Here is a 24856-nt window from a genome sequence, read left to right on the forward strand (position 1 = left end):
CGCAGGCACACGTTGTATTTGTACTCATTAGCGAATTACTGTGTTAGTGCTTTTGATTTAGTAACTGATCAATGAAAATCATGAGATCGCAATTCGAGCACAGTGTTGCATAACTCCATGAGCCGAGTCGCTTTCACATGAACCACGTTGTCCTGATTCTGCAGCCTCCCCTCCACCAGGAGAAATTTACTGCGTGTGACTATCAGACGGTCCCGCTCATAAAGGTCGGGTGTAACGATGACATTGGCAATGCCGGTCTCATCTTCCATCGAAAGGAAGATAAATCCCTTAGCCGTGCCTGGCCGCTGGCGGGCGATTACGCATCCTGCTACTCGGACGAACTCGCCGTCTTTGCATTGCCGCAATTCCTCGGCTGACCGGACGCCCCGGCGGCGCAATTCTGAACGGCGATGATGCATCGGATGCCTCTCGGTCGTTAGTCCAGTACCCGCGTAGTCCGCGATCAAGCGTTCTTCAACGTTCATTTGCTGAAGAGGAAGTGCCTCTGAATCTTCCTGCAACCATTCGCTTCGTTGCCTGAGCAGAGGTCCTTCCATCTTGCCGGCGCGCTCCACCTGCCAGAGTGCGTTGCGCCGATGCGCGATTCCATCCACCTTGTTCAAAGCGCCGATACGGGCCAGCAGCGCGAGTTCCTTCCTGTCCAGCGACGCGACCCGTAATGCAAGATCTTCTGTCGAGCGGAACGGTCCATCCTGTACGCGGGACGCCACAAGCGCCTCAGCAGATTGTCTTCGCAGACGCTTGGCATAACCCAAACCCATGCGCAATGACAACGAACCATCAGGCTCATGCTCCACGGTGCAGGGCCACTCTGAGACCTGAACGTCGATAGGCTTCACGCGCAGCCCATGCCGTTGCGCATCCTTGACCAATACTGCGGGCGAATAGAAACCCATCGGTTGATTATTGAGGATCGCGCAAGTAAACGCAGCCAGATACTTGACCTTGAAATAAGCAGATGCATATGCGATCAGCGCGAACGATGCTGCATGAGACTCCGGAAAACCGTAGAGGGCGAAGGAACTAATGTTCTGCACGATGTTGTCCTGGGTAGTCGTGTCAATGCCATTGGCATTCATGCCAGCGCGAAGCTTGCCTTCCAGGTTCTTCATGCGCTCCCAGGAACGACGCATGCCAATGGCGCGGCGGAGTTCATCGGCCTCTGCGCCGGTGAAGTTGGCAACGGTCATGGCCATGCGCAGCAACTGCTCCTGGAAGAGCGGCACGCCCAGAGTGCGCTTCAATACAGGTTCAAGCGACGGATGTGGGTAGGTGACCTCTTCCCTCTTCTGCCGCCTCCTCATATATGGGTGCATCATCTGACCCACGATCGGGCCGGGCCTGATGATGGCGACCTGCACAACGAGGTCGTAGAATTTCTCAGGATTGTTCCGCGGCAGTGAGGCCATCTGCGCCCGGCTCTCCACCTGGAACATGCCGACTGTATCGGCTTTCTGCAGTGTCCGATAGACCTCTTCGTCCTCCGGCAGATGCGCCAGGTCGACCTGTTCGCCGTAGTGCACAGGAATGAGTTCCAGGCAGTCCTTGATCACTGCCATCATGCCGAGGCCCAGCAGATCCACCTTGATAATGCCGAGATCGGCGCATTCTTCCTTGTCCCACTGGACAACGGTCCGGCCCGGCATCGAAGCGCGTTCCAGAGGAACGACCTGGTTCAGTCGCCCCTTGCTGATCACCATGCCGCCGGAGTGTTGGCTGAGATTGCGCGGCAGGTCCTGAATCCTCATGGACAACTCAAGATACTTGGCGATGCGCGGGTTTCGAATGTCGAACCCGGCATGCAAAAAAGAGTGCGCCATCGTGTCGGTCTTTCCACGCCACTCCCACTGGCCGGCAAGGCTCGACAGTCGGCCCAGTGAGTCTTCATCGAAGCCCAACGCTTTGCCAACCTCCCGCGCAGCCGACTTCTGCCGGTACGTGGTGACGTTGGCGGTCATCGCAGCCCCAAGCTCGCCATATCGCTTGTAAACGTATTGAATGGCTTGCTCGCGCTTTTCTTCGGAGGGAAGATCGAGATCGATGTCCGGCCATTCGCCGCGGCTCTCGCTCAGGAAACGCTCGAAGAGCAACTTCATTCCGACCGGATCGATGGCCGTGATCTCGAGCGCATAGCAAACAGCGGAATTGGCGGCACTACCCCGGCCTTGGATCAAAATGTCATTGCGCTTGCAGTATTCGACGATGTCCCAGACGATCAGAAAGTATCCAGCGAAACCTAGCTTTGCGATAAGCGATAGCTCATGCTCCACCTGCTTCTTCGCGCGCTCCACCAGGTTCCGGTCGTTCTGGGGGCCATAGCGCCGTTGCACGCCCTCGGCTACGCGCTTCCGTAAAAAACTATCCATCGTCTCGTCATCCGGCACGGGATAGTGCGGGAACTCATAGCCAAGATCACTCAACTCGAACTTCAGCCGCGAAGACAAATCGATGGTGTTTTCGACCGCTCCTGGAATGTCACGGAAGAGCGCCGTCATCTCCCGAGCCGAACGCAGATGACGTTGGCAGTTCATCGCCAATAACCGGCCAGCCTGATCAAGCTGGACATGCTGGCGGATCGCAGTAAAAAGGTCCAGAATCTCGCGGTCGTATGCAGTCGCATAGCGCACTCCATTCGTAGCGACCACCGGCAGGCACAAAGATCGCGCGATGCGAATAGCTGCCTGATTGCGCCATTCCTCTTCGCGTTCCCGATGTCGTTGCAGCTCGACGTAGACATTCTCGCGGCCAAAGATGCGTATAAGCCGTTCGACAACTTCGCGGCCAGCTTCTTCTCCGCCACGCATGAGTGCGGCGGCCAGAGGTCCCTCATCCCCTCCAGTCAGGCAGACCAGGCCGGCAGCATATTGCTCCAGATCAGCGAAGTTTGCGGCGCCTTCGGCCTTCGTCGTCTCTCGCATCTTGAACTGCGTTATGAGTTGGCAGAGGTTTTGGTAACCTCTCCTCGATTCGCACAGCAGGGATAGGCGCGGCGGTTCGGTCTTGTGCTGGTACGGCAACCACGCAGGAGGTGCGAGACGAGAGCCGAAACTCGAGACGGCGACTTCCGCTCCAACATGTGCGCGAATCCCGTTTCTCTTTGCGCTGGTATGGAATCGTGCAGAGCCATAGACACCGTTGCGGTCGAGCAGTGCCATCGAAGGCATCTCCAATTCGACAGCACGTTCTATGAGCTGCTCCGGCAGGGATGCTCCCTCAAGAAAGCTGAACGCGCTCGCACCGTGCAACTCCACAAACCCGCTAGTCATAGAGCGCCGCCATCTGCCAGGAGTCCTCGATCCGTTCGCGTACCAGGCAGCAACACAGCAGAGCACTGTCGTGTGCTCGCGCCACAATATCCCATTGCTCAAACCCCCAAAGCGTGGGCTTCCACCAATCTCCGCTTGTCAGCCAGGGGCCATAGCTCTGCTCGATGACATAATGCTTTTCCCGAAAAATGAACGCCTTTGGCCGCTGGCCTTGCACCGTAACGGAGATGGCCTCTTCCGGACGAAGTCTTCGCATAGCGGATCGAGATTGGCTCGCAGGAATGACGGAAGAAGAGCCCACCGAAACAACGAATGGCTCCATCCTGAATTCGCCTGGTTGATGCGTATCTTGCAGCACCGCGCAGCCTGCATTTCCGTCGCCCACAATAGCGCGAATGCGTGCCAGTGTAACGTCGAGCCGCGCCGGTTCTGGCAGTTGCGGTGAGAACAGTCCCAATTGCACCTTGCTGGCGCTTCCCGGTTCGGCTGTCAACGACAGTGCGAGGATGGCTGCCTGCGGCGGATGGGCTTCGAGGTCAAGCTGAAGAAGCTTGAGCCAGATCTGCTTTTCGTTAGTCGGCTGCGCAGGCCGTACTGTGCTCGTGTGCTCTCTCTCATCTTCCAGCTTCAATACGATGCTGACGGAGGCCAACGCAAGCACACGAGCCTTGGCCCGAAGGATCAACTGTTCGAGCATGGCGTTTACTACAAAGAGCAGCGCATCAAGCAGTTCCACTGGCGAATCCAGTTCCATGCACTCTTCCAGCGTGAAGGCTGGCTCTACCGGTTGAAATAAGTGCGGCATCTCCCCTCGCGCCAACTGTAGAAGCTGCTTGCCGGATTGCCCGATTCTGGCAACCAGCTCCTTCTCGGGCAACGCCGCCAACATCCCCAGAGTGCGGATGCCCCAGGAAGCAAATATCTCAGCATGTTCTTCAGGAAGATCGAGGACCGCAAGAGGAAGCGAGGCGAGCGCTGTCATCTCCTCCCCCGGCAGGATGACCTTCACCGTCTTTCGCAGAGGCATTCCTTTGACCAGGGCGATTGCAGCATGAAAATTGTGGCTGACGGCAACGTAGCCTGTCACGCCGAGCGATTGCACGCGCGTGAGAAGATTCTTCGACAGGGCTTCCGGCTGGCCAAACAACCTCCCTGTTCCTGCTATGTCGATCACGCATAGAAATGCGCCGTCTTCGCTCCTGTCTTCGACGCGTGGTGAGAACCCGCCCGCGCATTCGAGGAGAACCGTCTTCGTTCCTGTCTCTTCTCGCTGGCAACGCGGAAGCACGGTGACCGATGGAAATGTCTCCACTTCTACCCGCTTCATGCTCCGTGACAGGCCGAGAAGGCGCGCCTTCCGCGTGAGCGAGCAGACCTGCTCGAACGGAGCTTCCCCCTCCATAACCACGCATGGCTTATCGAGAAGACCTGGCCTCAACCGCAACAATGCCTGCGCAGGAAACTCCTTTGCATAGAGGCATGCGAACAGTTCTGCTGGCTTCGTCATCGCGGGCCTGCCCAGGTGGTTCGGCTACGCCAGTTCGCAATGGTCGCTCGTTGCGGCGGCTTGCGCAGGGGAACGACATTCGTCGGAGCCTGTGTGAAACGACGCCGAGCAACCTCCAGATGGTGCTCCATTCCAGTAAAGACCGTGGCCTCATCGCGGCATGCGTTGCCTGGTTGAAGCCACAACAATAGCTCTGCACTGCTCTTTGCGCAGGGATGTTGCGTAAGAAGAACAACGCTGGCTTGCGTCCGTTCTGCGGCAGCACGATAGCGAAACCACGTTGCCAGCGGCACGCGCGAAGCAAACTCCGGCGCGATGCTGCCCATATCGAAAACGATCGCGCTGAATCCACCGCCTTGTAGAAGCAGGTCAGCTGCGCGGATCGCCTGTTCGATTCGTGACAACGGTTTATGGGACGGAACCAGCGTTCCGCGACGCTTTGTCTCTGTCTGTTGCAAAATCGGCTTGAACCCTTCCTTCTCTGGCCGTTCTTTGCACTGCATCTCCGCGCAACGTGGAGCAAATGCCTCCGCTCGCAGCAGGCCGCCGACTGCATCGGAAAGCCCTTTGACTTCGTCGCGCGGGTGCGGTCCGAAACCTCCGCCATGCAGCCCCTTCTTGATCGGCGGAGGAACAAGATAGTTCTCAGGTAGAGAGAATGTCCGTTGCGCTAAGGAGGACTTGCGTGATGTGACCTGCGCTCCGCAACGTACCCAGAGAAGCCTCGATAAATTCACCCCTGCTGCCGCTGCCGACTCTGGATCAAGCGCGTCCGATACATCGATCCAGGCACACACCCTCTCTGCTTGCGTCATCCGGGCGAGAAAGGACAGTGCAAGCGAAGTACGCCCGGAGCACTCAGGCCCAAGAAGCTCCGTGATTGCACCGAGAGGGAACCCACCGTCCAATAGCTCATCAACCGCTTGAACTCCTGAAGGCGCCACCGGTCGTATCGTTCGCGGTGCAGGTGTGAGCGCCGAAGGAATCCGGTTCGCAAGGGTCGATTCGATCTGACGGCGGAGTGTTGTGGCAGAAGGCATAGTCAGCTATCTTCGCCTTATATTCGCCACCGCAGACCCACGCTGTCAATCCGCTCCTGCCTCAACATCTGTGCAATCTGGTCTATTTTCATGAAATGACGGGGTTATTTTTTCAGAAACTCGGTGGCCTGTCGCAGGTCTTCAAGAAAGATTTTGATATCGCGCTCGCGGTCTTCGTCCGTACGGGCACGCAGGATCGCCGAAGGATGCAGAGTCGCGATGATGGGCGGAACCCCCTCCGCCCGCTGAACTTTCCCATGCGACTGCGTGATCTTGAATTTAGATCCCAGTAAGGATTGGGCTGCAACTGCCCCAAGGCAGACAATCAACTTCGGGCGAACGGTCTCCAACTCCGCATCCAGCCACGGCCTGCAAGCATGAATCTCCTTCATGCTGGGCTTCTTGTGAATGCGAAGTTTGCCACGTGGCTCCCATCGGAAGTGTTTCACCGTATTCGTCACATAGACTTTGCTGCGGTCGATATTTGCTTCCTGCAAACACCTGTCCAACAGTTTCCCGGCTGGCCCGACGAAGGGTCTCCCCTGCTTGTCTTCCTGGTCGCCAGGCTGTTCGCCAATCATCATGATTGCAACGCTCGGCTTCGTCGATTCTGCTCCTGTCTCCAATTCACCAAAGACAGCTTGCGTTGCGTTTCGATAAAGATCACAGCCTCGGCAATGCTGAACCGCATCCCGCAGCACAGGCAGGATTCGATCCTTAGGCACAAACGACGAAGCATCCTCTCTCATCAGATACGAAGGCCTCGTCTGATTTGATGCTTGGTGTCTTCTGGCGCGCTGCATTAAAGCACGTCATCGATGCTTCTTCCCGTCGATTCGTTCACAAATCTTTGGACGCGGAAGCAGCTCCATCCGATATCAATGGCCATCTCGAAAGCGACTGATTTCTGTTCTATGCCACTTGTTAATTTAATGAGATAGCACATTCCTGCCACTGCGGGAAATCCCGCAGGCGCTGCTAACCTCTATCTATGGCCAAGGGTCAAAGAGACATCTTTGCAGGACTGATCCGACTACACGTCTTGCATCATGCAAGCCGGGAACCGATTTACGGCCTGGAGATGCTCCACGAACTCTCTCGGCACGGCTACCGGCTGGGGCCGGGAACTCTTTATCCACTACTGCACGGAATGGAGGCGCAAGGGCTTCTGCGCTCGAAGACGATATGCGAATCTGGGAGAACTCGCCGTGTCTATAAAGCTACTGCGGCGGGCCGAAGAGCTCTCTCGGAAGGACACGAAAAAGTGCGAGAACTCCTTCGCGAAATGGATGAACATGAATAAACACTCCCGATTTAGAACGGGAAATCTGAATCGAAAAATTAACCTCAGCTTAAGTTTCATCTGACGCATCCGGCACACAGGCAATGAGAGATTGCTTTATTATCGAATTTCGATATAACGTCTTCTCTAAGAGCCAGACAGTATTTGAGAGAAGGACTTCAACCCCGATGATTTCGTTTCGTGTGCCACCCAAAATACCTCTGGGGATAATCTTTCTGGTTTTGGCGCCGCAGTCTCTGGCATATGCACAACTGGCAGAGAACGCTCTGACGTTGAGTTCGGTCGTCGAAGATGCTGGAAAGAACTATCCGGCGATACACATCTCGCAGGAGGAGTTGAAGGCATCAGCCGCACGTATCGAGTTAGCACGCACTGCCTATCTGCCTCGGATCGATGCCGTTGCGCAATTCAATCGAGGTACCCGGAATAACGTATTCGGAAGCCTGCTGCCACAAGCGATCATTCCACCGATGTCGGGTCCGGTCATCGGTACCAATAACGGCGGGTCAGTATGGGGTAGCGCAACCGGGGTGCTCATCAGCTGGCAGCCCTTTGACTTCGGTGTCCGTTCGGCTAACATTCGCGCAGCACAAGCGCAGAGAGATCAGGCATCCGCTGCAAACTTTCGGACACAACTTGAAGTTGAGACCGCCGCAGCGGATGCATACCTTTCCGTTCTCGCTTCAATGCAAGCCAGGAAAGCGGCTGAGACAGCTGTCGATAACTGGGAGATTTTAAAGCGGACCATTCACGCTCTTACCGCGGTGGAACTTCGTCCTGGCGCGGACGAGTCACGAGTCGACGCGGAAAAGGCTGCAGCATCGAACCAGGTTGCCCTCGCTCAGCAAGCGGTGGATAGCAGCCTCGCCACCCTCAAAAAGTTTCAAAGCGCAACAGTTGCTACTCTCAGTCCTCAGGAGAGATTACTGACAACGATTCCGGTTACGAGTGGAGATGTTCCGTTCAACCCAACAACAAACCCTGTGATGGCCGAGCGAGAGGCTGCGACCGCAGAAAATGAAGCGCAGCTTCGCTCCATTCGAAGAAGCTGGGCGCCACAATTCAATCTGGAAGGTGCCGCTTACGGCCGTGGCACGGGAGCCGAGATAGATGGAGGGCGTCTCCCAGGCGCAAATGGATTGGCACCAAACGTCGGTAACTATGTTGCCGGAATCAACATCACCTTTTCCATTATGGATTTCGCCAGCATCCATGACAAGGCTGCTACACAAAGCTCGATGCTCAAGGCTGTCAAGGCCAACGAGGATCTTACCGCCAGAAGCCTTCAGGAACAGTTCGAGCAGGCGCTTGCGGAGTTCCGCGCGACCACCACGATTGCGCAAAACACACCAATACAGGTCCAGGCCGCTCGAACAGCGTTAGATCAAGCAACGGCCCGGTATAAGGCCGGATTAGCGCCTGTCGATGACGTAGCCCAATCTGAGCGGTTGTTTGTTCAGGCTGATATCGACAATGCACTGGCGCGGCTCAACGTCTGGCGAGCTTTCCTGAAGCTGCAGTACATCCGCGGCGATCTGCAGCCCTTCTTGCAGGAAGTCAACCGTTAGAGGAATCGACTCTTATGCGCCTCGTTCTCGCTGCTCTCGGACGTCCACTCACTGTGATCGTTGCCCTTCTCGCGATCATCGCGGGCTTCATCATGGCATTGGAACGAATGAGGATGGACGTCTTTCCCCAGGTTGGCAATCCAGTCATCTATGTCGCCCAACCGTACGGAGGCATGAATCCCGCGCAGATGGAAGGTTATCTCACCTATTACTACGAGTATCACTTCCTCTACATCACCGGAATTCAATCCGTCGACAGCAAGAGCGTTCAGGGCGCCGCCTTGATGAAGCTGACCTTCCGTGAAGGCACGGACATGCAGCAGGCGATGGCGGAAACAGTTGGTTATGTCAATCGCGCGCGCGCTTTTATGCCGCCCGGCACGGTGCCTCCATTCATCACTCGCTTTGATCCTGGCAGTATAGCGGTTGGCCTGTTGTTGTTTTCAAGTAATGGTCACACCCAGGGCGAACTCCAGAACTTTGCTCTCAACCAGGTTCGGCCACTCTTTGCCACGCTCCCCGGAGTCTCTGCTCCGCCGCCCTTTGGCGGCAACCAGAGAACAATTGTAGTCGCGCTCGACCCTGACAAGCTGAAGCAGTATGGCGTTTCACCCGAACAGGCCATCGCAGCGGTGAGTAGCGGCACGATCGTCACGCCTTCCGGAAATCTCTACGATGGAACGCTGAACCGCATCGTTCGAACGAACTCCGCCTTGGGACCGGACCTATCCGAGCTGATGAACGCACCGATTCATCCGCGTTCCGGAGCAAATATCTATCTGCGGGATATTGGAACGATCGAGAACGGGACCGACATCGTCACCGCTTATGCGCATGTCGATGGCAAGCGAACAGTATATATACCCGTTACCAAGCGGTCCGATGCATCGACGCTTGCCGTCATCGAAGCCGTCAAGGCGGCCATCCCGGCTTTCAAGAGAGCCATACCCGACGATGTCGATGTACAACTCGCCTTCGATCAGTCGAATTATGTCTCGAATGCCATCAGCGGGCTTGTCAAAGAGGCACTGATCGGAGCGCTGCTGACCGGTGTCGTCGTGTTCCTCTTTCTACGCGACTGGCGCGGCGCCCTGATCGTCGTAGCGAATATCCCGTTCGCGCTATTCACCGCCGTCGTTGCGCTTTGGGCCGTCGGCCAGACAATCAACATCATGACCTTAGGCGGCCTCGCCCTTGCAGTAGGAGTGCTCGTCGACGAAGCAACCGTCGAGATCGAGAACATCCACACGCAGATGCTGCCAGGTGTCTCGCGGGCAAGGGCGGTTCTCGAGGCGTGTAAACGCACCATCATCGCGCGACTGCTCTCGATGCTTTGTGTGCTCGCAGTATTTGTCCCCGCCTTCTTCATGAAGGGAGTGGGTCGGCAGCTGTTTGCCCCGCTCTCACTCGCTGTCGGCTTTGCCATGATTGCGTCCTACCTGCTATCGAGCACGCTGGTTCCCGTGTTTGCCGTCTGGATCATGTCGAGGTCCCATCGCGGTGAAGAGAAAGAAGGACGCTTTGGAAAACTTAGAAAGTGGTATGAGGGATACCTGAGCCAGATTTTGAAGAGACGCCGTCCGGTCCTTCTTGGATACTTTGCCCTTTCCATCGTGCTCCTGCTCGTCCTGTCGCCGCTCCTTGGCACTGAGATATTCCCCGACGCCAACGGTCCCGTGTTGAGAATGCGCATCAAAGCTCCGGTTGGAACTCGCATTGAAGAGACCGAACCGCAGATACTGCAGGCGCTGGACCTCATTCGGAAGACTGCCGGAGAGAAGAACGTCGCAATCACCTCCGATTACATCGGCGTTCAGCCGTCGAGCTATCCGGTAAACCTGATTCATCTGTTCACGGCTGGCCCAGAAGAGGCGATCGTTCAAGTACAGCTCGCAAAGGATCATCCAGACAACGAACGGTTGCGCGAAGATCTACGGGCAGCGTTTCAAAAGCAGATGCCTAACCTAAAAGTCTCTTTTGAAGGTGGCGATATCGTATCGCAGGTAATGAGCTTCGGTTCTCCGACTCCCGTGCAAATCGACGTGCAGGGTGTCGACCTGGATCAGGACTACGCCTATCTTTCGAAGATCGAGACGGAGCTTAGAAAGCTTTCCTTCCTGCGTGATATATCCATTGCCCAAACACAGCAATATCCTACCGCGGAGATCAAGATCGATCGTAACTATGCCGGCCAGTTTGGACTGACCATGGCCGACATCACGAACTCTCTCGTACCTGCCACAGGTTCCTCGCGCTTCATCGCCCCCAACTACTGGCGCGATCCCAGGACCGGCAATGCTTTCCAGATTCAAGTGCAGCTTCCACCGAATCGCGTACAAGGCCTGGCCGCGCTATCGACGCTGCCTGTGATGCGCGACGGGAACGCACAACCCCAGCTCGATCAGGTTGCCACTCTGCAGTACGGGACCATGCCGGAGATGATCGAACGATTTAGCGGCCAGCGCATCGTAAGCGTCACGGCCAATCTTCATGGCATTGCCCTCGGGGATGCGCAGGGGAAGATCAACAGCGCTCTGAAAAACCTCGGCGCCCCACCCAGGGGTGTCGCGGTAGTGGTGCGCGGTCAAATTCCTGCGCTGCAAGACACCATCACAGGACTTCGCATCGGTCTGCTTCTCGCCATCGCCGCGATCTTCCTTCTCCTCATGGCAAACTTTCAATCGCTTCGTTTGCCGCTGGCGATTCTGTCGACCATGCCCGGTGTTCTTGTCGGCGTTGTAAGTATGCTTCTGTTGACCGGGACGACGCTCAACATTCAGTCATTCATGGGGGCCATTATGGCGGTCGGCATCTCTGTCGCAAATTCGATTCTTCTCGTCAGCTTTGCCGAGCAAGCTCGGCGTGAGAGAAAAGATAGCGAGACAGCAGCTTTCGAAGGTGCGACCAGCCGTCTCCGCGCAATCCTGATGACGGCCTCGGCGATGATCTGCGGCATGCTCCCTCTGGCAATGGGATTGGGCGAGGGCGGCGCGCAATCTGCACCTCTTGGCCGTGCCGTCGTCGGCGGTCTCTTGTTCTCGACCATCACAACACTCACGGTGCTTCCGGCCATCTATGCGGCCTTGCAAAGCAAAGCCTCCATGGAATCAAACTCACTCAATCCCGAGGACCCAACGAGCCGCTACTATGAACATTCATAAATTTGCTGGCGCACTCCTGCCCCTCCTTTCTCTGCACCCAGCCGTTGCGCAGGATACCGCGAAGATTGCGATGGCCAGGGTTGAGAGTCGAAGCATCTCTCGTACTGTTCCATTGACGGCAGAACTGATGCCTTTTCTTCAGACGGATATCGAAGCCCGAGTGCCCGGCTATGTAGAGAACGTCCTCGTCGATCGAGGAAGTCGCGTTCGCCGAGGTCAGCTTTTGATTGTTCTATCGGCACCGGAAATGAGCTCGCAGACCAGCGCTTCCGAAGCGGCTCTTCACCAGGCAGAGGCCGATGCGGCACAAGCAAAGGCGACCGATGCTGCAGCCGCCAGCACGTACGAACGTATGCTGGAGGCTTCGAAGACTCCAGGTGCGGTCGCCGGCAACGAGTTGATTCAGGCGCAGAAGCAGAAAGAAGCAGCGGACGCAGCAGCGACTAGTCGGGAGGCTGCGGTCAAGGCAGCCGCTAGCCAACTCAACTCTACAAAAGAAATGCAGGCCTACCTCCGCGTAGCCGCCCCTTTTGATGGCGTCATCACCGAACGACTTGTGCATCCCGGCATGATGGTGAGTTCTGGAAATCAGCAGCCACTCCTGCGGCTTCAACAGACATCGCACCTCCGTCTGGTCGTACCGGTGCCGGAGACCTATGCGGGAAATGTGCCGCGAGGTAAGAAGGTCTCCTTCCACGTGCCTGCAAGTCCTGGAAAAAACTACTCTGGAACGATTGCACGAAGCCCCAACTCTCTCGACCCTCAAAGCCGTTCGATGATGGTGGAGCTTGACGTCCAGAACTCTGACGGATCGCTGTCGCCGGGGATGTACCCCACCGTGGACTGGCCTGTCTCCTCTGGAGACAATCAGCTCTTCGTGCCTGCAACCAGCGTCGTCACGACGACGGAACGCACCTTCGTCATCACCTCCGTCAATGGGCGAGCGCATTGGGTTAACGTTCGCAAGGGCACGGCATCGGGCGAGCTTGTCGCCGTGCGCGGCGATTTGAAAGCAGACGATGCCGTCGTCAAGCAGGCGACGGATGAGATTCGAGAAGGTAGTTCATTGAGATAAGAAGCTGCACATCTCTTCCAACGTATCAGGGATCTCTCCTCATCACGACTCACGTTCAGACGCAGAGGATACTGATCTGCGGATCAAGAAGTAGCCCGCTGCAAGCGACAAGAGAAGCATCCCTGTTCCCATCAGAACGAGAGCAAGGGCGTTTGACCAACGCAACACTACCTGAAGTGACTGGTTAAAGAGTTGCCGTCGCAACTAGGGGTTTCCCTAGTTGTATCGAAGGTGATCGTCCCTCGACACTCCAGTCTGACGCATCAGGCTTCATCACAGGGTTATTGGTACGCGGCTGGGCAGACTTGTTCCCCGCGAATCGGATTCATTGCACTCACACCACTTCTTCTGTGCCTCTCGCTCACTGCCCAGGACACCTCTCCTGACCGCACGGTGCTGCCGATCCCCGAGCCCAACTATCCGCACATCACCGAGCTCGATGCCCGCAAGGTCAAAGCTCCGCCGCGTTTCGAGGTCAAGGCTCCAGCTGGCGCTCCAAACGTTTTGATCATCCTGATCGACGACATGGGATTCGGACAGTCCAGCGCATTCGGCGGACCCATTCACATGCCGACCGCCGAACGCCTCGCCGGCAATGGCCTGCGCTACAACAACTTTCACACCACCGCGCTCTGCTCTCCCACGCGTTCCGCGCTGCTCACCGGACGCAATCACCACACCAATAACTTCGGCTCCATCTCCGAAACCGCCACCGCCTTCCCCGGACAGACCGGCTCTCGCCCCAACAGCGTCGCACCCCTTGCCGAGATGCTGCGGCTGAACGGCTACAGCACCGCCGCCTTCGGCAAATACCACGAGGCCGCCGCCTGGGAGGTCAGCCCCTCAGGCCCAACCGATCGCTGGCCACGCGCTCCGGCTTCGACAAGTTCTACGGCTTCATCGGAGGCGAGACCAACCAGTGGGCGCCGCTTGTCTACGACGGCATGATCCAGGTCGAAGTGCCGCACGACCCCAAATACCACTTCACCACCGACATGACCAACCAGGCCATCAACTGGATGCGCTTTCAGAAAACCCTTACACCGAATAAGCCATTCTTCATCTACTTCGCTACTGGCGCCACCCACGCTCCGCACCAGGTACCAAAGGAGTGGATCGAGAAATACAAAGGCAAGTTCGGCGGATGGGACAAACTGCGCGAAGAGACCCTCGCCCGGCAAAAGGCCCTCGGCCTTGTCCCCGCTGACACACAGCTCGCGCCCAAGCCATCAGCCATCAAAGACTGGGTTAAGTTATCCCCGGACGAGCAGAAGCTCTTCGCCCACGAGATGGAAGTCTTTGCCGGCTTCGGCGAGCAGACCGACTACGAGATAGGCCGCTTGATCGATGCCATCGCCGAAACCGGTCAGCTCGACAACACCCTGATTTTCTACGAAATCGGCGACAACGGCGCCAGCGCCGAAGGCACCATGAACGGCCTTTTCAACGAGATGACCTACTTCAACGCCCCTCTCGAGACCGTACCCGAAATCATGAAGCACTACGACGATCTCGGCGGTCCATTCTCATACAATCGCTACGCGGCCGGATGGGCGGTTGCCGGCGATACTCCCTTCAAGTGGACCAAGCAGGTCGCCAGCAGCTACGGCGGCACACAAAACCCGCTCATCGTTCAATGGCCGAAGCACATCACCGACAAAGGCGGTGTACGTCCGCAATTCCACCATGTGATTGACATCGCACCCACAGTGCTCGAGGCCGCCAACCTGCCGGAGCCGAAGTCCGTCAACGGCACCCCTCAGACTCCCATCCAGGGTGTCAGCATGTGTTACACCTTCAACGACGCCAAGGCAAAGAGCACCCACACCACACAGTACTTCGAGATCTTCGGCAACCGCGGTATCTATCACGATGGCTGACCCGCCGGCACAGTACACAAAGCCCCATGGGAGGCGAAACCGCACGAACCACTTACAGCCGATGCGGGGGAGCTCTACGACACCACCAACGACTTCAGCCTGAGGAACAACCTCGCAACCAGCAATCCAGCCAAGCTCAAGGAGATGCAGGACCTCTTCACCAAGGAAGCGATCGCAAACAACGTGCTGCCAATCGACGATCGCAGCATCGAACGAGTCAATGCCAAACTTGCCGGACGTCCCGATCTAATGGCCGGCCGCACTTCACTGACCCTCTATGAAGGCATGAAAGGCATCTCGGAGAATGTCTTCCTCAACATCAAGAACTCTTCGCTGTCCATCACCGCCGATGTTGAGGTCCCCCAAACCCCAGCCCACGGAGTCATCATCGCCGAGGCCGGTCGCTTCGGCGGATGGAGCCTCTACCTCAAGGACGGCAAGCCAACCTACACCTACAACTACCTCGGCCTCCAGCGTTTCACGATCGCCTCACCGCAACCACTCCCCGCCGGTAAAGCGACCATCCGTTTTGATTTCGCCTACGACGGTGGCATGGGCAAAGGCGGCACAGGAACAATCTCCGTCAATGGTCAAAAGGTCGCCGAAGGACGAATCGAACATACCCAATGCTGTATCTTCTCCGCCGATGAAGGCGCTGACGTGGGCATAGACGACGGCACTCCCGTTACCGAAGACTACGAAGCAGGCGAGCCCAGCAAGTTCATCGGCAAGATCGACAAAGTAACGGTCGAACTCAAGCCAGGAAAGCCGCTCGACAAAAAACAGGCAGATGAGCTCGACGAAAGTCAGAAGTTAAAACAGCAGGCGGTGGAATAGCGAACAATCTTCTGCGAACTAGCCGCGCTTAACCGGAAGATTCAAATCCCGCTCCCGCACTCCGATCAGATACAGCAGACTGTCCAGCCCCAGAAACGAAACCGCATGCCCAGCCGTCTGCCGCACGATAGGCTTCGCCCGGAACGCGATGCCCATGCCCGCGATCCCAAGCATTGGCAGATCGTTCGCCCCATCGCCCACCGCAACCACCTGCTCCAGCGAGATGTTCTCCTTGCGCGCAATCTCCCGCAGCAGCGCAGCCTTTCGCGCGCCATCCACAATCTCTGTCCTGACCTCTCCGCTCACCACGCCGTCCACAACGTCTAGGTCGTTCGCAAAGACGTAATCAATCCCCAGACGCTCCTGCAGATGCCGCGCGAAGAACGTAAATCCCCCCGACAGGATCGCCGTCTTATAACCCAGCATCTTCAGCGTGCCAATCAGCTGTTCCGCTCCCTCCACTAGCGGAATCGTCCCCAGCAGCTCGCGCACCCTCTCCTCCCGAAGCCCGCGCAGCAGCCCCACGCGCCGCCGGAAGCTCTCCTGAAACTCGATCTCACCCCGCATCGCCGACTCCGTAATCGCAACCACCTTGTCGGCTACGCCCGCCATCTTCGCCAGCTCGTCGATCACCTCGCCCTGGATCAGCGTCGAGTCCATATCAAACGCAAACAGCCGGCGATTACGCCGAAAGATGCTCTCCCTCTGAAACGCAATGTCGATCCGCAGATCATGCGCCGTCGCAAGAAACGCCGCGCGCATCGAGGCCTCCGAAGTCGCCGTCCCACTCGCCCGCAGCTCCACGCACGCATTCGAGGTCGACGTATGCACCGCAAGCGACAGCCGCCCCGAGAGCCGCTCGATGCTGTCCACATCCAGTCCATGTTCCGCAATAATCGCGCTAACCCGCGCAAGGTGATGTGCCGAGATCGCCCGCCCCAGCACCGTAATGATGAACCGGTCCTTCCCCTGTGAACGAATCCAGTGCTCCAGCTCCGCCTTGCTGACCGGCGTGAAGCTGACCTGCAACCGCAGCTCGCCTGACTTCGCAGCCAGAGCATCCTGCAAACCAACCAGGTTGTCAGGCCGAACCTCGATCAGCAGCCCAAGCACAAGCGTCTCATGCACCACAGCCTGACCGATATCGAGCACGCACGCGGAGTACTCAGCCAATACCTCACTCAAAGCCGCAATAAGTCCCGGCTGGTTCCGGCCAGAGAAATGAATCAGCACTGTCTCGTTCATCGATAAGGACGCTTCCCCCATAGCCTATCAGGCAAGCTCCAGTGCCTCGCCCCGCAACCGCACATACACACTCAGCAGCTATCGCTTCGCCGACACCGCTGCTCCGCCTTTCGCTTTCCACCCCCTTTCGTGCACACTCAAAGCATGGTGCGTGTTGGTGTCGATGAAAACCTTGCCCCCGAGTTGCTCGTAGACTTCCCTCCTCAAGCCGAGATCGTCCGCATTCCCCGCAACAACAACTCCGGCCCGCTCGACGTCGACTTCTGGATCCTTCCCTTCCTGCGCCGCGACGCCGCCGAGCTCTTCGCCCGCCTCCGTGGCGTCAAGGTCGTCCAGTCCATGATGGCCGGCGTCGACTGGATCACCCCTTGGCTCCCTCCCGGCATCATCCTCTGCGATGGCCGCGGCCTCCACGACATCTCCGCCTCCGAGTGGACCCTCACCGCCATCCTCTCCGCCCTAAAGCGATTCCCCCTCTTCCGCGACCTCCAGAACCGTCGCGAGTGGGGTGGCCAGGCCGCCGCCCAAGACGACTTCCTCAGCGAGACCGGTGCCAATGTCGGCCAGTACCGCATCCTCGGCGATGACCTCGCCGATAAATCCGTCCTCATCATCGGCTACGGCTCCATCGGAGCCGCCATCGAAGCCCGCCTCGCCCCCTTCGGCGTCACCATCACCCGCGTCGCCCGCTCCCCGAAGCAGAACCCGCCCGTCTCTGCCGTCGAAGATCTGCCTCAGCTCCTCCCCTCCGCCGACATCATCGTCGCCATCGTCCCCCTCACCCCCGAGACCCGCGGACTCATCGGCGCCCCCGAGATCGCCCTCATGAAGCACGGTGCCCTCCTCGTCAACGCCGCTCGCGGCCCCGTCGTCGACACCGACGCCCTCGTCGAAGCTCTCAACGCCCACCGCATCCGCGCCGCCCTCGACGTCACCGACCCCGAGCCGCTCCCACCTGACCACCCACTCTGGTTCGCCCCCAACTGCCTCATCACACCCCACGTCGCCGGCTCCACCCCCGAGTTCATCCACCGCGCCTTCCGCTTCGGTGCCGCCCAGGTCCGCCGCTTTCTCGCCGGCAAACCCCTCGAAAACGTCGTCACCGACGCCGGCTACTGAACAGCAAAGCCGCGCCCGAAAAAATCAGGCGCGGCAGCCGTTTTCTTACGGAACGCGCGCGCAGCACGTCCGCTCTTGTCCTTGAACCAGCTGCCTGAAGGGATAGAACTCACTGACTTGAGGGGGCGCAACTTCAGTCGCGCCATAACTCCTCACTCGCGAGTTTTAGGCTCTGACGAAGCCCTACATCCTGCGAATGCGCGGCATCCGCGGCAGGTCATCGTCGTACTCCGTCTCATCGTCCTCGTCGTCCTTATCGTCGTCGTCGTAGTAGCCTTCGTCCTCGTCGTCTTCCTCGTCTTCGTCGTCCTCATCTTCCTCGTCGTCTAAATCATCCTCGTCTTCGCCGTACTCCTCGTCGTCTTCGTCTTCGTCGTCCTCATCGTCCTCGTCCTCATCTTCATCGTCGTCGAGATCATCTTCGTCGTCGTCAACGCTGGGCGGAGCGGCGAAGGCCTCTTCGCGGGGAAACGGATCAAATGCGGCAAGCGCGCTCAGATCAATTGCAACAATGGGGGCAAGTTTGATGACTTCCTGCGTGGTGGGCTCCATGGCCATGAACATATCTCCTGTTCGCATTGTATTGGGGTAGGATGCACCGCGTAGAAAAAGGTAATCATGAAAATCTATGAATCCTCCACATCCCCCACCCCGAAGAAGCTCCGAAGAATCCGCATCGCTCCCCTCCTCCATCCGCTAAATCCCTGTCCACCAAAGCCGTTCCGATTCCGTCCCTCAGGTGTCTCAAAACGATGCAAATGACTCGATCCGGGTCACCCTGACGAAAAAGTAAACGTGACCCCGCCGCCCGCCAGCGCCACCACCACCCCGTCCGCCCTCTCACGCTGCGGACGCCTCCTCGCCTCCCTGGCCCTCATCCTCTCCGCATTCGCCCCAGCCCAGGACACCGCATCCATTCCCCAACCTACACCCCAAACCATCGAGGACGCCCTGCATCAGATGTCCGACTCCGCCGGCGTCATCTTCGTCGGCGAGGTCATCGCCATCCGCAACCTCCCAGGTGAGAACGGCGCCTCCGGCGTCGTCGAAGTCGACTTCCGTGTCGATCAGGCCGTCCGCGGCCCCGCCGCTGGCGCCACCTACACCCTCCGCGAGTGGGCAGGCCTCTGGGCCGGCGGCGAGCCCCGCTACCGCACCGGCCAACGCCTCCTGATACTCCTCGACGCCCCCGGCCCCTCCGGCATCACCTCTCCCGTAGGAGGCATGGCCGGCGCCATCCCCATCCGCGCAACCACGCCCGCGGCCCAGGCAGCCTCCGCCTCCACCGCGACCTCCCCGCTCATCGCCGATCTCCGCTGGGTCGGAACCCGCCTGCAGCGTTCCACCCTGCCTGACCCCACGCCTCTCGCCGCCGCCGCCAGTTCATCCCCCACACAACCCTCAACCTCCGCAGCCGACGCCTCCGTCGCCGCCCAGCAGGCCCCCGTCTCCGTCGTCGTCGGAATGCTCAGCTCCTGGCAGCCGCCCCAGGCCACGCAGCCATGAGACTCCGTCCGGCTCATCTCCTCCTCGCTCTCGCCCTATCCATCGCAGCACACGCCAGCGGCCCCCGCTGGGTCACCGGCAAGCCCTTCTTCACCACCGAGGGCAACTCCGTCATCTGGTACACGTCAACCATGCCGCCGACGCCATCGTCGACGCCGCCGCCAACGTCTGGTCCGTCCCCACCGCGCGCATCACCCTCGTCCATGGCGGCACACTCGCCGAGCACGTCAGCTCGGCCAACACCTACCCCACCTCCACCGGCATCGTCTTCCCCTCCGACGTTCAGAGCACCAACTACCTCAACATCCAGATCGCCGTCATCTACGACTCCGACGGCTCCGTCACCGACCTCATGCTCGGATCCGGTGCCAGCCAGCCCTCCGGCTGCCGTCAGAACGCCGTTCCCGAGAGCCTCGACTCCTTCTCCCCCGCCGGCTACATCCTCCACGCCATCCTCGTCCTCAACGGCCGCTGCACCGGCCCCGCACCCGAGCAGCAGCTCCAGCTCCAGTTCAAGCTCATGCGAGCCTTCGGCCGCGTCATCGGCCTCGCCTGGTCCCAGACCAACGACAACGTCTTCACCGGAAACCCTCGCCCCACCTACCAGCAGGCCCTCTACTGGCCCATCATGCACCCCATCGACGTCATCTGCGGCCCCTACACCTACAGTGCATGCCCCAGCCCTTCACCCTGCGCGACGACGACATCTCAGGCCTCGGCATGCTCTACCAGGTTGGCTGGGGACAAGCCACTCCACCCGGCAAGATCGAGACCTTCTCCCGCTCCAGCGGAGTCTACGGAAACATCACCTTTCCCAGCGGACAGGGCATGCAGGGCGTCAATATCGTCGTCCATCGCCTCGAACCCTTCTGGCCCACCCCCGAGGCCTGGGAGTCCACCTCCGCCGTCTCCGGAGCCCGCTTCCGCCGCCAGAGCGCCAACCCCGTCATCGGCTCCCCACCACCCGCGCCGCCAGCATGGGCTCCACCGACACCTTCCTCGAGGGCCACTACGAAATCGTCCGCATCCCCCTCTACGACTGGGAGGTCTGGCAGAACCTGGTCGTCTCCACCCAGCCCATCAACCCCCTCTACGTCGGCGCCTACGCCGTCGGCCCCTACGACTCCAACTCCGTCGCCCCCTCAGGAGCCGTCGCCACCCAGACTTCCTGGTCAGTCAGAGCTACGGTCACGAAACCGTCAACTTCCCCCTCACTGACGCCGCCTCCGGATGCCAGACCACCCAGGACGGCACCGAATCCTCCCCCGCCCCCGTCGCCACCTCCGGCTGGTGGACTGGCAACATCTGCACCTACGGCCACGCCGCCTGGTCCACCCTCCCCGTCAAAGCCAACCGCTCCCTCGCCGTCGAGGTCACCGCGCTCGACACCCTCGCCAGCCAGCCCCTCGCACCTCCGCCAAGACCATGCCCGTCATCGGCATCTGGAACGCCGCCGACCCCACCGGAACCCTCCCCACCGTCGCCGCCACCGGAGCCTTCAACTCCGCCGCCACCGGCACCACAACCCTCTCCACCCAGACCGCCCATCCCCAGCAGCTCCGCATCGCCATCGCCGACCAGCGCGGCGACGGCCGCCCCGACTTCGCCTACCAGGCCCGCATCCTCTACGCCGACTCCATCTCTCCCTCCACCGTCCCCTCCCTCGGCGGACCCGTCACCGTCAACGGCCTCCCCGCCACCGTCACCGCCTGGACCTCCAACTCCATCACCCCCACCGTGCCCCCGCTCCGCGCCGCCACCGCCGTCGCCGCCGACGTCACCGTCCGCGACCTCACGACCGGCAGCACCACCACCATGACCTCCGCCCTCAACTACGCCGCCCCCCAACCCACCCTCATCCTCGTCCCCGCCCCCTCTGGCCAGATCTTCACCGGCTCCCCCGCAGCCACCACCTTCGCCGTCCGAGCCGTCCTCGACAGCGGCGTCACCCCCATCCCCAACACGACCGTCACTCTCTCCGTCACCACCGGCCAGACCCGCCTCGAAGCCTGCGCGGCCTGCACCACCTTCACCGCCACCGCCGTCGACCCTCCCAATGGCAGCTCGAAATCCTCAGCGGCGCCGGCCAGTCCGTCAACCCCACCGACCCCCTCGCCCCCGTCGTCCTGCGCGTCCTCGACTCCTCCGCGCACCCCATCGCCGCAGCCCCCGTCATCATCCACCAGACCCTAGAACCATGGACCCCGTGGACCCCCTGGACTACGCCCTGCCCCAATCAGGGCCGTTGCCCCATCGCCCCCACCTACAACTCCTCCACCACCACCCTCACCTCAGCCCTCGACGGCACCGTCACCATCACCCCCCTCGCCCTCCCCACCGACCCCGAGATCACCCACATCGCCGCCGCCACCGGAACCCAGGGCTTCCTCTCCCTAACCCTCCAAAAACACCCCTGCCCACCGCCAATCAAACGTCATCTCGAGTGCTGCAAGGCCGACTGGTCCAGCGGATATTGCCGTCGCAGTCACCCCAAAACCTTGTCAAGCCAAAAATCACATAAATCTCTGAAACAAATAGAGATATAAAGTGCCGCTTAATTCCCCTCCACCCACTGCAATAGAAATAGAAACAAAAAAAGACCCCGGACCTCTCCGGGGTCTTCCTTTTTGCTCTATCTTCCATCAACAACACGAAAGTACCAAGCTAAGTAACCTGAATCGAATACTTTGCACCACAAAGTACGGGGGGGGGACGTACTCCTTGTACGCTGGAGCGTAGTCCGAAGGACGAAGCGACTGATCGATCAGCGCCCTGCCTGAAGCTGCCATTTCGAACGAAACAACCCCACCCCTCCCGCATCAAATTAATAGCTAACCTTGAACCCAAACCCAAAGGAGTTTCAAGCATGGCAGCTTCAGCAGCAGCCCCCACCCCGGTCCGCAAGCGCGTCGTCATCATCGGCGGAGGCTTCGCCGGCATCAACGCCGCCATGGGGCTCGCCAAGCTACCCGTCGACATCACCCTCGTCGACCGCCGCAACCACCACACCTTCCAGCCCCTCCTCTACCAGGTCGCCCTCGCCGTGCTCTCCCCCGCCGACATCGCCCAGCCCATCCGCGGCATCCTCCGCGACCACTCCAACATCGAGGTCCTCATGGACGAGGTCGTCGGCTTCGACGTCCCCAACCAGCGCGTCAACCTCCAGACCGGAGCCCAGATCGAGTACGACTACCTCATCGTCGCCAGCGGCTCCACCCACTCCTACTTCGGCCGCGACGACTGGGCCCCCCTGGCCCCCGGCCTCAAGTTCATCGAAGACGCCACCGAGATCCGCCGCCGCGTCCTCCTCGTCTTCGAACTCGCCGAGCGCCAGATGCAGGAGGCCGGAGCCCACCCTCCCCTCAACTTCGTCATCATCGGCGGCGGCCCCACCGGCGTCGAGCTCGCCGGTGCCATCAGCGATATCGCCCGCCTCTACATGGCCCGCGACTTCCGACACATCGACCCCGCCTCCGCAAACGTCATGATCCTCGAGGGCTCTCCGTACATCCTCGGAGCCTACCCGGCCGACCTCCAGCGGAAAGCCATCGAGCAGCTCGCCAAACTCGGCGTCTCCGTCCGCACCAACTCCCGCGTCACCGACGTCCAGCCCGGCTACGTCATGATCGGCAACGAGCGCCTCGACTCCGCCGTCACCCTCTGGGCCGCCGGCGTCCAGGCCTCGCCCCTCGGCAAGCTCCTCGGCTTCCCCACCGACCACCGCGGCTGCGTCTTCGTCGACGAGTTCCTCAACCCGCCCCACCACCCCGAGATCTTCGTCTGCGGCGACCTCGCCCACGTCGAAGAGAACGGCCGCCAGATCCCCGGCGTCGCCCAGCCCGCCATGCAGATGGGGACCTACGCCGCCAAACGCATCTCCCGCCTCATCGCCCGCGACTTCCACAGCGACGGAACCGGCCTCAACGAGCCCTTCCACTACTTCGACAAGGGCGACATGGCCACCATCGGACGCAAAGCCGCAGTCGCCAACATCAAGTGGCCCTTCAAAGGAAGATGGAGCGGCTTCCCCGCCTGGGCCGTCTGGCTCCTCGTCCATATCTTCTTTCTCATCGGCTTCCGCAACCGCCTCGCCGTCTTCCGCCAGTGGGCCTGGACCTACCTCACCTTCCAAGACGGGGCCCGCCTCATCACCGGCTCCCAGGACCTCCCCGGCTGGAACACCAACTACGCCACCCAGCACGACCCAGCCGCCGCCGACCCCGTCGACATGGCCCTCCCCAGAGCCTGATAATGCCAGGAACCTGATGATGTACCCACCGCCCAGTCTCTCCCGATGCCGTTTATCCTTGCTCTATGGAAATTGCAGCAATCCTCCGCGAAATTGATGCTGAGATCGAGAGACTTCAATACATTCGTACGATCGTCGAGGGGCTTGCCTGGCCCGCTCCGCGAAAGCAGAAACAACCCCGGAAACAGAAAGAGCCCAGACAGCCAAAGCCCGTTCCGCAGGAGCCCATCATCGCTACTCCAACACTGACCTTCCTTCCGCCGAAGCAAAGAACGGAGTACCGCCGTAGAAAGAAACCAGCGCCAGAACAACCCCGAGCTCTGTCGTCCGCCGTCCCCGACAAGCCCGTCTTCGTACCCAGAGCTGCTGTATCTGCTCTCACCGAAATCGTCACCAAGCCAGTGGAGTTCACCCCCGAGGCACTGGAAGCCGCCCTTCGACAGAATTTCCTTGGAACACACGCGTAAATGGCTGAGCGCGGTGGATGCCGCTCCGCTGATGTGCGCCGGGGTGACGACGTTCAATTGTCTGCGCAATACAGGTGCGCGGCCGGGCGACCTGGTCGCGGTGCTTGGGCTGGGCGGGCTTGGACATCTGGGCAGGCAGTATGCGGCGAAGATGGGTTTCAGGACGGTGGCGACTGCGCGGCGCGGACAAAGCAGAGTTCGCGAAGAAGATGGGCGCGGCGGCGTATATCGACAGCCAGGCGCAGGACACCTCGGCCGAATTGCAGAAGCTGGGCGGCGCGAAGGTTGTGCTGGCCACGGTTACAAATGCGAATGCGATGGCGACGGTGATGGGCGGGCTGGGGGTGGGTGTGTTCATGATGTGGACGCGGTTCCGAAGTTGGAGGGGCCTTCGCTGCAAATCCTGTTGGCGTCTCAGGAGGTGCAGCGGTGGTACTCGGGGACGGCCGCTGATTCGGAGGATGGGTTGAACTTTAGCTTGCTGGAGGGCGTTCGTTCGATGAACGAGGTTTATAAGCTGACCAGTTCAAGGAAGAATACGAGCGGATGATGAGTGGGAAGACGCGCTTCCGGGTGGTTATGACGATGGAGTAAGTCCCTCCATAATCGACA

The 24856-nt window shown here is 59.6% G+C and carries 23 protein-coding genes; 14 read left to right on the forward strand and 9 right to left on the reverse strand.

What is annotated here, in order from left to right:
- Positions 1 to 68: 68 nt before the first annotated feature.
- The 4 genes from Q363_RS04005 to Q363_RS04020 form a co-directional block, all read right to left on the reverse strand.
- Complete coding sequence (locus Q363_RS04005; protein WP_035348050.1) at positions 69 to 3287, reverse strand: DNA polymerase III subunit alpha; 3219 nt, start codon at positions 3285 to 3287, stop codon at positions 69 to 71.
- Complete coding sequence (locus Q363_RS04010; RefSeq protein WP_035348051.1) at positions 3280 to 4794, reverse strand: DNA polymerase Y family protein; 1515 nt, start codon at positions 4792 to 4794, stop codon at positions 3280 to 3282. The genes Q363_RS04005 and Q363_RS04010 overlap by 8 nt, the downstream gene beginning before the upstream one ends.
- Positions 4791 to 5834 carry a P-loop NTPase family protein gene (locus Q363_RS04015; RefSeq protein WP_035348052.1) on the reverse strand — a complete coding sequence of 348 codons (1044 nt, stop codon included), beginning with the start codon at positions 5832 to 5834 and terminating at the stop codon, positions 4791 to 4793. The genes Q363_RS04010 and Q363_RS04015 overlap by 4 nt, the downstream gene beginning before the upstream one ends.
- Positions 5835 to 5938: 104 nt before the next feature.
- A complete protein-coding gene (locus Q363_RS04020) occupies positions 5939 to 6637 on the reverse strand; it encodes a UdgX family uracil-DNA binding protein (RefSeq protein ID WP_084079969.1) in 699 nt (232 codons plus the stop codon).
- 188 nt (positions 6638 to 6825) lie between these two features.
- Here Q363_RS04020 and Q363_RS37795 point away from each other — a divergent pair, with 188 nt between their 5' ends.
- From Q363_RS37795 to Q363_RS42635, 7 genes are all read left to right on the forward strand, one after another.
- Positions 6826 to 7137: a PadR family transcriptional regulator gene (locus Q363_RS37795; protein WP_084079971.1), complete on the forward strand. Its 312-nt coding sequence runs from the start codon at positions 6826 to 6828 to the stop codon at positions 7135 to 7137.
- Positions 7138 to 7304: 167 nt separating this feature from the next.
- Entirely contained in the window at positions 7305 to 8705 is a 1401-nt protein-coding gene (locus Q363_RS04025) for a TolC family protein (protein ID WP_051978345.1), read from the forward strand.
- A 14-nt stretch (positions 8706 to 8719) separates the two neighbouring features.
- Entirely contained in the window at positions 8720 to 11866 is a 3147-nt protein-coding gene (locus tag Q363_RS04030; RefSeq protein ID WP_035348053.1) for an efflux RND transporter permease subunit, read from the forward strand.
- A 70-nt stretch (positions 11867 to 11936) separates the two neighbouring features.
- Positions 11937 to 12941, forward strand: coding sequence for an efflux RND transporter periplasmic adaptor subunit (locus tag Q363_RS04035; protein WP_281175967.1), 1005 nt, complete (start codon positions 11937 to 11939; stop codon positions 12939 to 12941).
- Between the two features lie 231 nt (positions 12942 to 13172).
- Positions 13173 to 13889, forward strand: a complete 717-nt coding sequence (locus tag Q363_RS45320; protein ID WP_211256113.1) for a sulfatase-like hydrolase/transferase — start codon at positions 13173 to 13175, stop codon at positions 13887 to 13889.
- Positions 13841 to 14821 (forward strand): sulfatase-like hydrolase/transferase, encoded by a 981-nt coding sequence (locus tag Q363_RS42630; RefSeq protein ID WP_281175968.1) that lies wholly within the window; start codon positions 13841 to 13843, stop codon positions 14819 to 14821. Before Q363_RS45320 ends, Q363_RS42630 begins: the two co-directional genes overlap by 49 nt.
- 144 nt (positions 14822 to 14965) lie before the next feature.
- Complete coding sequence (locus Q363_RS42635) at positions 14966 to 15658, forward strand: hypothetical protein (protein ID WP_211256115.1); 693 nt, start codon at positions 14966 to 14968, stop codon at positions 15656 to 15658.
- A gap of 18 nt (positions 15659 to 15676) precedes the next feature.
- On the opposite strand, the gene serB is transcribed toward Q363_RS42635, so the two are convergent.
- Positions 15677 to 16903: a phosphoserine phosphatase SerB gene (serB, locus tag Q363_RS04045; protein WP_035348279.1), complete on the reverse strand. Its 1227-nt coding sequence runs from the start codon at positions 16901 to 16903 to the stop codon at positions 15677 to 15679.
- 144 nt (positions 16904 to 17047) lie between these two features.
- Between serB and Q363_RS04050 the strand changes: the two genes are divergently transcribed.
- Positions 17048 to 18022 (forward strand): 2-hydroxyacid dehydrogenase, encoded by a 975-nt coding sequence (locus Q363_RS04050; protein WP_051978347.1) that lies wholly within the window; start codon positions 17048 to 17050, stop codon positions 18020 to 18022.
- Here the strand turns inward: Q363_RS04050 and Q363_RS40100 are convergent.
- Both Q363_RS40100 and Q363_RS40105 read right to left on the reverse strand, forming a co-directional pair.
- Positions 18016 to 18168 (reverse strand): hypothetical protein, encoded by a 153-nt coding sequence (locus tag Q363_RS40100; protein ID WP_157466517.1) that lies wholly within the window; start codon positions 18166 to 18168, stop codon positions 18016 to 18018. The genes Q363_RS04050 and Q363_RS40100 overlap by 7 nt on opposite strands.
- 37 nt (positions 18169 to 18205) lie before the next feature.
- On the reverse strand, positions 18206 to 18580 hold the full coding sequence (locus Q363_RS40105; RefSeq protein ID WP_157466518.1) for a hypothetical protein: 375 nt from the start codon (positions 18578 to 18580) through the stop codon (positions 18206 to 18208).
- A 237-nt stretch (positions 18581 to 18817) separates the two neighbouring features.
- On the opposite strand from Q363_RS40105, the gene Q363_RS04060 reads away from it, so the two are divergent.
- On the forward strand, positions 18818 to 19528 hold the full coding sequence (locus Q363_RS04060) for a hypothetical protein (protein ID WP_157466519.1): 711 nt from the start codon (positions 18818 to 18820) through the stop codon (positions 19526 to 19528).
- Between the two features lie 13 nt (positions 19529 to 19541).
- Here Q363_RS04060 and Q363_RS04065 read toward each other — a convergent pair whose 3' ends face one another.
- Positions 19542 to 20162 (reverse strand): hypothetical protein, encoded by a 621-nt coding sequence (locus tag Q363_RS04065; RefSeq protein WP_035348056.1) that lies wholly within the window; start codon positions 20160 to 20162, stop codon positions 19542 to 19544.
- 38 nt (positions 20163 to 20200) lie between these two features.
- Between Q363_RS04065 and Q363_RS45325 the strand changes: the two genes are divergently transcribed.
- Together Q363_RS45325 and Q363_RS45330 are read left to right on the forward strand one after the other, a co-directional pair.
- Positions 20201 to 20746, forward strand: coding sequence for a hypothetical protein (locus tag Q363_RS45325; RefSeq protein ID WP_157466520.1), 546 nt, complete (start codon positions 20201 to 20203; stop codon positions 20744 to 20746).
- A 207-nt stretch (positions 20747 to 20953) separates the two neighbouring features.
- Positions 20954 to 21721, forward strand: a complete 768-nt coding sequence (locus Q363_RS45330) for a hypothetical protein (protein ID WP_035348057.1) — start codon at positions 20954 to 20956, stop codon at positions 21719 to 21721.
- 70 nt (positions 21722 to 21791) lie between these two features.
- Here the strand turns inward: Q363_RS45330 and Q363_RS40115 are convergent, their stop codons facing one another.
- Positions 21792 to 21959: a hypothetical protein gene (locus Q363_RS40115; RefSeq protein ID WP_157466521.1), complete on the reverse strand. Its 168-nt coding sequence runs from the start codon at positions 21957 to 21959 to the stop codon at positions 21792 to 21794.
- A 435-nt stretch (positions 21960 to 22394) separates the two neighbouring features.
- On the opposite strand from Q363_RS40115, the gene Q363_RS04075 reads away from it, so the two are divergent.
- The 3 genes from Q363_RS04075 to Q363_RS04085 all read left to right on the forward strand — a co-directional run bounded on the left by Q363_RS04075 (position 22395) and on the right by Q363_RS04085 (position 24794).
- The gene (locus Q363_RS04075; protein WP_035348058.1) at positions 22395 to 23777 is read left to right on the forward strand and encodes an NAD(P)/FAD-dependent oxidoreductase; all 1383 of its coding nucleotides are present in this window, start codon (positions 22395 to 22397) and stop codon (positions 23775 to 23777) included.
- 65 nt (positions 23778 to 23842) lie between these two features.
- Entirely contained in the window at positions 23843 to 24244 is a 402-nt protein-coding gene (locus Q363_RS04080; protein ID WP_035348060.1) for a hypothetical protein, read from the forward strand.
- A complete protein-coding gene (locus tag Q363_RS04085) occupies positions 24228 to 24794 on the forward strand; it encodes an MDR/zinc-dependent alcohol dehydrogenase-like family protein (RefSeq protein ID WP_051978348.1) in 567 nt (188 codons plus the stop codon). Before Q363_RS04080 ends, Q363_RS04085 begins: the two co-directional genes overlap by 17 nt.
- The last annotated feature ends 62 nt before the right edge of the window (positions 24795 to 24856 follow it).

The organism is Edaphobacter aggregans DSM 19364, assembly GCF_000745965.1.
GTDB lineage: Bacteria > Acidobacteriota > Terriglobia > Terriglobales > Acidobacteriaceae > Edaphobacter > Edaphobacter aggregans.

Bases quoted from the DNA above. Each gene is read 5' to 3' on its own strand.
- Q363_RS04005 (WP_035348050.1), bottom strand. From the start codon at position 3,287: ATGACTAGCGGGTTTGTGGAGTTGCACGGTGCGAGCGCGTTCAGCTTT.
- Q363_RS04010 (WP_035348051.1), bottom strand. From the start codon at position 4,794: ATGACGAAGCCAGCAGAACTGTTCGCATGCCTCTATGCAAAGGAGTTT.
- Q363_RS04015 (WP_035348052.1), bottom strand. From the start codon at position 5,834: ATGCCTTCTGCCACAACACTCCGCCGTCAGATCGAATCGACCCTTGCG.
- Q363_RS04020 (WP_084079969.1), bottom strand. From the start codon at position 6,637: ATGCAGCGCGCCAGAAGACACCAAGCATCAAATCAGACGAGGCCTTCG.
- Q363_RS37795 (WP_084079971.1), top strand. From the start codon at position 6,826: ATGGCCAAGGGTCAAAGAGACATCTTTGCAGGACTGATCCGACTACAC.
- Q363_RS04025 (WP_051978345.1), top strand. From the start codon at position 7,305: ATGATTTCGTTTCGTGTGCCACCCAAAATACCTCTGGGGATAATCTTT.
- Q363_RS04030 (WP_035348053.1), top strand. From the start codon at position 8,720: ATGCGCCTCGTTCTCGCTGCTCTCGGACGTCCACTCACTGTGATCGTT.
- Q363_RS04035 (WP_281175967.1), top strand. From the start codon at position 11,937: ATGGCCAGGGTTGAGAGTCGAAGCATCTCTCGTACTGTTCCATTGACG.
- Q363_RS42635 (WP_211256115.1), top strand. From the start codon at position 14,966: ATGCAGGACCTCTTCACCAAGGAAGCGATCGCAAACAACGTGCTGCCA.
- serB (WP_035348279.1), bottom strand. From the start codon at position 16,903: ATGAACGAGACAGTGCTGATTCATTTCTCTGGCCGGAACCAGCCGGGA.
- Q363_RS04050 (WP_051978347.1), top strand. From the start codon at position 17,048: ATGGTGCGTGTTGGTGTCGATGAAAACCTTGCCCCCGAGTTGCTCGTA.
- Q363_RS40100 (WP_157466517.1), bottom strand. From the start codon at position 18,168: ATGGCGCGACTGAAGTTGCGCCCCCTCAAGTCAGTGAGTTCTATCCCT.
- Q363_RS40105 (WP_157466518.1), bottom strand. From the start codon at position 18,580: ATGGCCATGGAGCCCACCACGCAGGAAGTCATCAAACTTGCCCCCATT.
- Q363_RS45325 (WP_157466520.1), top strand. From the start codon at position 20,201: ATGCCCCAGCCCTTCACCCTGCGCGACGACGACATCTCAGGCCTCGGC.
- Q363_RS45330 (WP_035348057.1), top strand. From the start codon at position 20,954: ATGCCCGTCATCGGCATCTGGAACGCCGCCGACCCCACCGGAACCCTC.
- Q363_RS04075 (WP_035348058.1), top strand. From the start codon at position 22,395: ATGGCAGCTTCAGCAGCAGCCCCCACCCCGGTCCGCAAGCGCGTCGTC.
- Q363_RS04080 (WP_035348060.1), top strand. From the start codon at position 23,843: ATGGAAATTGCAGCAATCCTCCGCGAAATTGATGCTGAGATCGAGAGA.